This window comes from Marinobacter sp. (assembly GCF_040904845.1).
In the GTDB taxonomy this organism is placed as follows: Bacteria; Pseudomonadota; Gammaproteobacteria; order Pseudomonadales; family Oleiphilaceae; genus Marinobacter.
This window is the reverse complement of the sequence record NZ_JBBDSR010000089.1, coordinates 1-3481: the sequence shown is the minus strand read 5'-3', so window position 1 is coordinate 3481 and position 3481 is coordinate 1. Positions and strand designations below refer to the sequence as shown.

The following is a 3481-nucleotide window of genomic DNA, read 5'->3' as shown; positions in this document are numbered from 1 at the left end:
TTGAGAATCAAATATTTATTGGATAACCGGAGGTGCGTATGGTGTATGACCACTCTTTAAGGATAACTAGGAATAAAAAGCAGCTTTACGCACGAAATTTAAGGGTCACGGAAGCATTAAGAGCGTATTAAAAGGTCTCAAGCCATTTTTGGCTTGAGTAAAAATAGCGGGGAAACAAAACAGGTATAAAAAGAATACAAAACGAGTATAAATGAAGGGCATTTTTTAGAAATAAATACAGAAAGAAAACAGTAAAAGTACAAAAAATGAACAATAATAGTACAAATTAGTTTGGCCCTGACCACTAATCGTCTTATGCTAACGCCAAAGGTAGTTGTAGGTGAGAAGTGTTTAGAGTAAATGGCATGACCGTCAGCGGTTTTGTTGCCCCTGGCCTGCCCAACAAAACCGCTTAAAACGCACGGAGGTAGCAATGAGTGACCACACGCCTATCGAGCAACAGCTATTGGCGATGCTCAATTCACAACGCCAGACGCGAAAAAAATATCATCGACTTTGGGAAGTGTACCCGGTCATTAACGAGATGATTCAGCTGGGTTACCTCCAGGTAGATATTAATCAGCTGGTCAATGAGGGTGGGTTACCGCTTCATTTCGAAACGTTCAAAACTTATCTTCGCCGCTGCCGCCATGCCATGGCTGAAAAGGCCCCAACAGAGTCGCGAGAAATCACCCAAGAGTCGGTTCCGCCCAAATTGCGTATTCCGCCCTATCGTGACCGCCCATTCTGTTTGAACGTGACCGCCTGTTCCGGGCGATGGTGACCGCGCATTCCGTTTTATCGTGACCGATTTCGGGTCGTTTTCCGGAATCGCCGGTCACGATGCCGGAATCATCGGTCACGTTCCCCCGGAATCACTGCCAACACGCTGGAATTCTTCAACTTTATTCGGCATACCCTTCTTTTTCATCACGAGGAAGTGCGGATGCCGGCTGCGAGGATTTCCATGCGAAAGATCATCGAGGTCTTGCGCCTCAAGCACGAAGTAGGCCTGAGCCACGACCGCATTGCCAGGGCCTGCGGTCTCTCCAAAGGCGTGGTGGGCAAGTACGTCAGCCAGGCCCAGGCAAAGGGCATTACTTGGCCGTTGCCCGAGGACGCGGATGAGGTCTGGCTGGAAGCACGACTGTTCCCCGTTAAGACACCGCCCTCACGCTTTGCCGAACCTGATTACTTCCAGATCCACCAGGAACTCAAGACCAAGGGCGTTACCTTGCAACTGCTCTGGGCTGAGTACACGGAACGCCACGGCGACAAGGCCTACCGTTACAGTCAATTCTGCCACCATTACCGGCTCTGGCGTGGCCGGCAGCGGCGCAGCATGCGTCAGGTTCACCGGGCCGGTGAGAAGGTCTTTATCGATTACTGCGGCCCAACCGTGCCGGTGGTGGACCGGAGTACCGGAGAAATGCGTAAGGCTCAGGTCTTTGTGGCCGTGCTGGGCGCGTCCAGCTACACCTTCGCCGAGGCGACCTGGAGCCAGAGCCTGCCGGACTGGATCGCTTCCCATCAACGGATGCTGACGTTCTTCGGCGGGGTGCCGGAACTGCTGGTGCCGGACAACCTTAAGGCAGCGGTCAGCAAGGCGGACCGATATACGCCAACGATCAACGAGACCTACGCTGAACTGGCCGCTCACTATCAGACGGCAGTGCTGCCCGCACGCCCTTACAAGCCCAAAGACAAAGCAAAGGCCGAAGCCGCCGTGCTGTTGGTTGAGCGCTGGATCCTGGCCCGGTTACGGCACCAGACGTTCTTCTCCCTGGCGGATCTGAACGCCGCCATCGCAGCGTTGTTGCCAGCGCTGAACCAACGCCCGTTCCAGGGGCGGTCGGAGAGTCGTCAAAGCTTGTTCGATGCCCTTGACCGACCGGCACTACGACCGCTGCCCGCAACGCCCTACACCTACGCCGAGTGGCGTAAAGCGCGGCCGGGTATCGACTACCACATCGAGATCGAGAAACGGTTGTACAGCGTGCCCCACGCCTTGGTGGGCGTGAAGCTGGACGTGCGAGTCACCGACACGTCCGTGGAGGTCATGCACAAAGGGCAGCGGGTCGTTCTGCATCCTCGTCATGGTAAAGACCGCTTCGTGACGCTCACCGAGCACATGCCCAAATCGCACCAGGCCCATCAGAACTGGTCACCAGGACGGTTCCTGAACTGGGCCAATGACATCGGCCCCTGCACGCTGGGCGTGGTGAAAAAGCAGCTCAAAGATCGGCCTCATCCGGAACATGGTTACCGCGCCTGCCTGGGCCTTCTGAACCTTAGCCGGCGCTATAGCCGTGATCGCCTTGAGCAGGCCTGTGCCCGGGCGCTCGCCATCCACTCCGCCAGTTATCAAAGCATCACCTCGATCCTGAAGCAGGGGCTGGATCAGTTACCGCTGCCGCAGGCTGAGGAGGAACCGGAACTGACTGAGTTGCCTGTTCACACCAATGTTCGCGGCCCCCACTACTACCACTGATCCCGGAGAAACCTATGCTCACGCACAACACTCTCGACACTCTGCGCCACCTCAAACTGACGGGCATGGGCGATGCTCTGGAACAGCAGCGCGCTCAACCGGAAACCCACGACTTGGCGTTCGAGGAACGTCTGGCCCTGTTAGTGGATCGGGAGGTGCTGCACCGGGAAAACCGGCGGTTGGATCGGCTGCTCAAGACCGCCCGCCTGCGCGTACCCGCGTGCATCGAAGACATCGATTACCGCCACCCTCGGGGACTGGAGCGCTCGCGTATGGCGGGCCTGGCCAGTGGCGACTGGATCCGCCAGTCCCTGAATCTGTGCATCACCGGCCCCACCGGCTGCGGCAAGACGTGGCTGGCCTGTGCGCTGGGTAATCAGGCCTGTCGGCAAGGCCTCTCGGTGCGCTACCTGCGAGTGCCGCGCCTGTTCGAGCAGGTGCGCATCGCCCACGGCGATGGTAGCTACGGTCGGCTGATGAACCAGTTATCGAAGACCGACCTGCTGATCTTGGATGACTGGGGCATGCAGAAGGTCACGGCGCAACAGCGACAAGATCTGATGGAAGTGATCGAGGATCGACACGGGCGGGGCTCAACCCTCATCGCCAGCCAGTTACCCACGGAGCACTGGCATGACTACATCGGCTCCGCCACGCTGGCAGACGCGATCATGGATCGGCTCCTGCACGGCGCTCACCGACTCAATCTGAAAGGGGAATCACTGAGAAAAGCCAACGCACAAAAAACGGAATCGGTTGACCCATCGTGACCGCTCAGCGTACAAAACCTACTCCAGCGTGAAAGCCGTGTGCAAACCGGTCACGATCCCCGGAATGACCGGTCACGTTCGCCGGAATACGCAATGACGGCAAAGTTCTTCTGATCCAGCCAGCGTTTTAGTGCTAGGTGTCGTCCTCACCTACCATGATGGGAGCAGATAATGCGATTAACCGATTGGATTCGGGTCAACATGGAAGAGATCCTGCAAG

The 3481-nt window shown here is 56.8% G+C and carries 3 protein-coding genes; all 3 read left to right on the top strand.

Annotated elements, in window-relative coordinates; genetic code table 11:
* Positions 1-433: 433 nt before the first annotated feature.
* The 3 genes from WD429_RS11585 (at position 434) to istB (ending at position 3261) form a co-directional block, all read left to right on the top strand.
* The gene (locus tag WD429_RS11585) at positions 434-784 is read left to right on the top strand and encodes a hypothetical protein (RefSeq protein ID WP_368422331.1); all 351 of its coding nucleotides are present in this window, start codon (positions 434-436) and stop codon (positions 782-784) included.
* Positions 785-946: 162 nt separating this feature from the next.
* Positions 947-2491 (top strand): IS21 family transposase, encoded by a 1545-nt coding sequence (gene istA / locus WD429_RS11580; RefSeq protein WP_368422330.1) that lies wholly within the window; start codon positions 947-949, stop codon positions 2489-2491.
* A gap of 14 nt (positions 2492-2505) precedes the next feature.
* Complete coding sequence (gene istB, locus WD429_RS11575) at positions 2506-3261, top strand: IS21-like element helper ATPase IstB (RefSeq protein ID WP_368422329.1); 756 nt, start codon at positions 2506-2508, stop codon at positions 3259-3261.
* The last annotated feature ends 220 nt before the right edge of the window (positions 3262-3481 follow it).

Excerpts from the sequence above, each read along its gene's own strand:
- WD429_RS11585 (WP_368422331.1), top strand. The coding sequence starts at position 434 with ATGAGTGACCACACGCCTATCGAGCAACAGCTATTGGCGATGCTCAAT.
- istA (WP_368422330.1), top strand. The coding sequence starts at position 947 with ATGCCGGCTGCGAGGATTTCCATGCGAAAGATCATCGAGGTCTTGCGC.
- istB (WP_368422329.1), top strand. The coding sequence starts at position 2,506 with ATGCTCACGCACAACACTCTCGACACTCTGCGCCACCTCAAACTGACG.